The sequence below is a fragment of the Hominisplanchenecus murintestinalis genome, from assembly GCF_943193015.1.
GTDB classification, from domain to species: Bacteria; Bacillota; Clostridia; order Lachnospirales; family Lachnospiraceae; genus Hominisplanchenecus_A; species Hominisplanchenecus_A murintestinalis.
On record NZ_CALPCM010000089.1, the window covers coordinates 1 to 3,750 of the forward strand.

At 36.6% G+C, this 3,750-nt stretch carries 5 protein-coding genes; all 5 read right to left on the reverse strand.

Features of this window, described 5'->3' with window-relative positions:
• Positions 1-131: 131 nt before the first annotated feature.
• The 5 genes from NFR99_RS14795 to NFR99_RS14815 all read right to left on the reverse strand — a co-directional run bounded on the left by NFR99_RS14795 (position 132) and on the right by NFR99_RS14815 (position 3,313).
• The gene (locus NFR99_RS14795; RefSeq protein ID WP_135976842.1) at positions 132-1,232 is read right to left on the reverse strand and encodes a hypothetical protein; all 1,101 of its coding nucleotides are present in this window, start codon (positions 1,230-1,232) and stop codon (positions 132-134) included.
• 124 nt (positions 1,233-1,356) lie between these two features.
• Positions 1,357-1,698 carry a DUF3969 family protein gene (locus NFR99_RS14800; protein WP_158604893.1) on the reverse strand — a complete coding sequence of 114 codons (342 nt, stop codon included), beginning with the start codon at positions 1,696-1,698 and terminating at the stop codon, positions 1,357-1,359.
• Between the two features lie 275 nt (positions 1,699-1,973).
• Positions 1,974-2,504 carry a HEAT repeat domain-containing protein gene (locus tag NFR99_RS14805; protein WP_135976843.1) on the reverse strand — a complete coding sequence of 177 codons (531 nt, stop codon included), beginning with the start codon at positions 2,502-2,504 and terminating at the stop codon, positions 1,974-1,976.
• A gap of 30 nt (positions 2,505-2,534) precedes the next feature.
• The gene (locus NFR99_RS14810; RefSeq protein WP_158604892.1) at positions 2,535-2,672 is read right to left on the reverse strand and encodes a hypothetical protein; all 138 of its coding nucleotides are present in this window, start codon (positions 2,670-2,672) and stop codon (positions 2,535-2,537) included.
• A 158-nt stretch (positions 2,673-2,830) separates the two neighbouring features.
• Positions 2,831-3,313, reverse strand: coding sequence for a hypothetical protein (locus tag NFR99_RS14815; protein WP_251354032.1), 483 nt, complete (start codon positions 3,311-3,313; stop codon positions 2,831-2,833).
• Positions 3,314-3,750 lie beyond the last annotated feature (437 nt).

Genomic DNA, 3,750 nt, shown 5'->3' on the forward strand with positions numbered 1-3,750 from the left:
GACAAAAACCTCTTACATATCTAATTCTTATCAGGAAAGTCTAAAATCCATAGACACAAGATTTTTTACAGCCTCAAGCGCTCCGGACGCACCATCGCCCGGAGCGCTTTCCACCATCTGTTCCGCGCTCACTAAATCCGCACTAAATCATGCTTATCACAGGCCATCTGCCAAACCTCTCGCAATATCTGGTTATCTACCCAAATCCTGTCAATCCATTCCCTCAGTATCCAAAATGTCCCCTTCCCATTTCCTAATAAATCCACTGCTCTCAACTGAATCCATTCTTCTGTCCACTGTTCTATATCGCCGTAATATCCCTGCGTCCCTATCTCCAGAAAAACTGGCAAAGATTTTCTTTGTGCAAACCTTAACACTTCATCTGACAGATTTTCTCCATCCATCTCTAATTTTATCTGAGTCGTATCACATTTATTGTTTTTTTGTATTTTAGAAAGGTATCTGCTTTTTTGGCATATGCACATGACTGCTTCCAAAGTAAGAACTACATAACCATCATAATGTCCCTCGGAATCGATATGTTTTATTGCAAGTTCCTTTTTTGTCACATATTCTATCGTCCCTACATAACAATTTTCCCAATCACTGTCTGCATAAATTTCAAACAACTGCAAACTTCCTTTATACTTCTTTAATTTCCTGTAAAAGCTCTTCTCTGGCCTTCCATCACACTTTGGCACTTCCTTTTCCCAGAATTTCTTTCTAATCTGTAAATCAGGCGACCCTGTCTCCAAAGCGTCAATATACTCTCTCTTCAGCCATAACTCACCCTCATCTTCTCCATACGGCGTTAATTCATTTAAAATCACTATCTCATCCGAATAACCACACACCCACCCCGCATACACGCACTCTTCACAGAAAGCAAAGACAGGTTCCCTGTTTTTTATTGCGTACGCGAGCATTCCTGTCATCAAATTTTCTTCTTCCACAAAAAAGTTTTCCATGACGTGGCTATGCTTTTTTTCTTCCCACAACTGCCTTTTACGATATATGTCCATTCCTCCAGTATTGTAGCACACAATATTTTCAATTCTTCTTACACAATATCCATCCTCGTTGCCATAAAAATCTATATTCTTCATTAAAATCTCATTATCAGATGTTTGCAAAACCAGCCCTGTATACCCTTCTTCTAAATTGCCGTTTTCGTATATAGTAAGAAATTTCTTTTGCTCCATCACTTTTAACATTTCCTTATGTAAATCCATTTGTTTCCCTTTCCGCCAAAACCCTTTTCCAACTCTATCTCCTGATAAATCAAAACCTCTGGCAATTCTCTCTTTTCCAGCAAATCTTTTATTCTTTTTTCTTGTTAAACATTTTGCTTCTAAATTATTTTTTAATCTTTACCCATACATGGCGCTTTTCTTCTTCCATTTCACCTAATAGTTTCATTGCTCTCCTGTAAAGTTCATCTACTGCTTCCGGCAAAGCTTCTGGAACAAGATCTTCTATATCCTCTAACTCACACCCTTCCCGCACAATTCTAAGTATTTCTTTACGGCAATGTTTCTGTTTCAGCTTTGATATCATTCCTGGATGAAATAGGAAATAACTCATTTCATCTACAGATACCTTTCTTTCCCGCAATGCCGTCAATGCCCCGACTATCATGAGTAATAATATTTTTTCATCGCTTGATTTCTTTCTAAAATTCACTTGTTCTATCTTCATGTTTTTTCCTTCCCTTTTATTTAATAACATTTTAAGCGTTATTCAAATATCTAATAATATCTTCGGAGTATATATGCTCTATATGAATAAAGCACATATACTCCCAATTACTACTCTTATCCTTGAATTTCACATTACTGCTTCCTGTTCTTACTTTTAATTTCCACTCCAGCCTGACTTTAATTGAACATTAAAAACTTTTCCTGCCCCGCCCTGTGAGCTTATTTTCTGCATCGTACGTGTACTTCGTCACTGCGCCGTCTCATGGATAAATTTTACTCACTCAATTCACCTCCTATCACATTCTCATACAAATCATAAGCTTGCGATAATATACACTCATATTCCTCCAATTGTCTTTCTACATAATCAATACACCATTTTTGTTCTTGTTCACATAATTGAGGAAATATGTTTTGCATAACAGAATAAATCTGCATTCTGACTTCAAAATTCCCCTTAAACAACAATGGAAGCAACTCCTTATAATACTTTGCACACTCTAGGTTTTCCAATGCATACACCAGAGACCCCCTATTATTCTCTAATTCTGGTTTAGAAATAAGTTCCATCAATATCTCTACGGCATCTTGACATTTTAAATCACTTAAAATGATAGCAAGCATATTTCTACTATTTCCATCGGAACTTGTCTTCAATTTGCTTAACAAATAATCCGTTGTTTCCTTTTGCTCTGATTTCGGCAGGTGCTGTACATATGTAACCAGTTCATCAATTCTGTGATTTTCTAAAAATACATTTATATTTTCCATATTTTTTCTCACTTCCCTTGTTGTACTTTCCACTTTATCTCACGAGTCACTATTCATTGTGCCTCAATAAACCATTTTCTCCTTCTGGACGACCTGTGCCATGCGGTTCCCCACGTCATAGGCATATTCTGTGCTCTTCTCAAGGATTCTGTCTGCCTCACTTTTCAGGTTCCCGTTAGCGGCGTATACAAACCTTACCATTTTAAGTTTCTTTTTATTTGTATCCAAAAAGCTATTTATTGCTATGTATCTACCACTGCTTTACTTCAGCCAGTACCATCTTCCATCAGGGGTTTCTCTATCAAACTGCATAATTCCCATTTTTGCTTCTGGACAATAAAAAAGTCCCATGTCAAATGTTACAGAAACTCTAAAAGAGATTCCATTTTTCCTTTATATGTGTTTACATGGAAAAAAACTGTCAGTAAATACCCCTCTCTTTTTCCAATTTCTTTTTTTCTCCATTCCTCTGGAAGTTGTGGGCGCAAATTATAGCAGGATTCTAGCTTCTCTGCCCTATCTATGTTCAATGCTTTCTTATTGTCCTGTATAAGCGCTGCAAATTTATTCCTCTTCTTACTCGTTAAAAGATATCTACTCCGCTCTTGATAATCTTTTCTTATATAATTTGCAACAATTTCATTCTCAATTTTCCCATCCACTTCATGTACTAAAATCTCACCCTCTTCTAAATACGATTCAAACGCACGCCCTTCAAAAAACACCTGCATGATATCATCACCTTTTTCCCATCCACACTTTTTATATTCTCTGTACTCTTCATACATCCCCCTTTTCTCATCCCATGTAAATGCAAAAACAAATTCTTTTCCAAATACCACAAATGATTGATTCTGTTTCAACAATTTGAGCACATGCTCTTTTTCTACCATTTTTCCGTTCAGCCCCTTTATACTGCTATCTTAACAAAATTATTTTTAGTACATTCTTTAGAATACTTTTTACATATATTGTCATTCGGATGATAATGCGAACGCTTGTCTGACAAAAACGAGCTTAATTCCAGGATGATATTTCCCTATTTTATCTGAAACACGTACAACCAATTTCGATGGGCTAAAACTGCATGTGCCCCCTAACAGGCGCTCCCTCTTTTTTTCATATACCGGATTTTGGCTATGGACATATTTCCTAAAATCCTCCAGTCTCTCCTTCTCCACATGCCCGCGTATATATTCCCAATCCTCCCTATTTAGTCAAGTCTTTTTTCCTTATTTTTCAAGGATTTTTTAGTTACATATCTCAGATGAATGAGCCA

Excerpts from the sequence above, each read along its gene's own strand:
- NFR99_RS14795 (WP_135976842.1), bottom strand. The coding sequence starts at position 1,232 with ATGGATTTACATAAGGAAATGTTAAAAGTGATGGAGCAAAAGAAATTT.
- NFR99_RS14810 (WP_158604892.1), bottom strand. The coding sequence starts at position 2,672 with ATGGTAAGGTTTGTATACGCCGCTAACGGGAACCTGAAAAGTGAGGCA.
- NFR99_RS14800 (WP_158604893.1), bottom strand. The coding sequence starts at position 1,698 with ATGAAGATAGAACAAGTGAATTTTAGAAAGAAATCAAGCGATGAAAAA.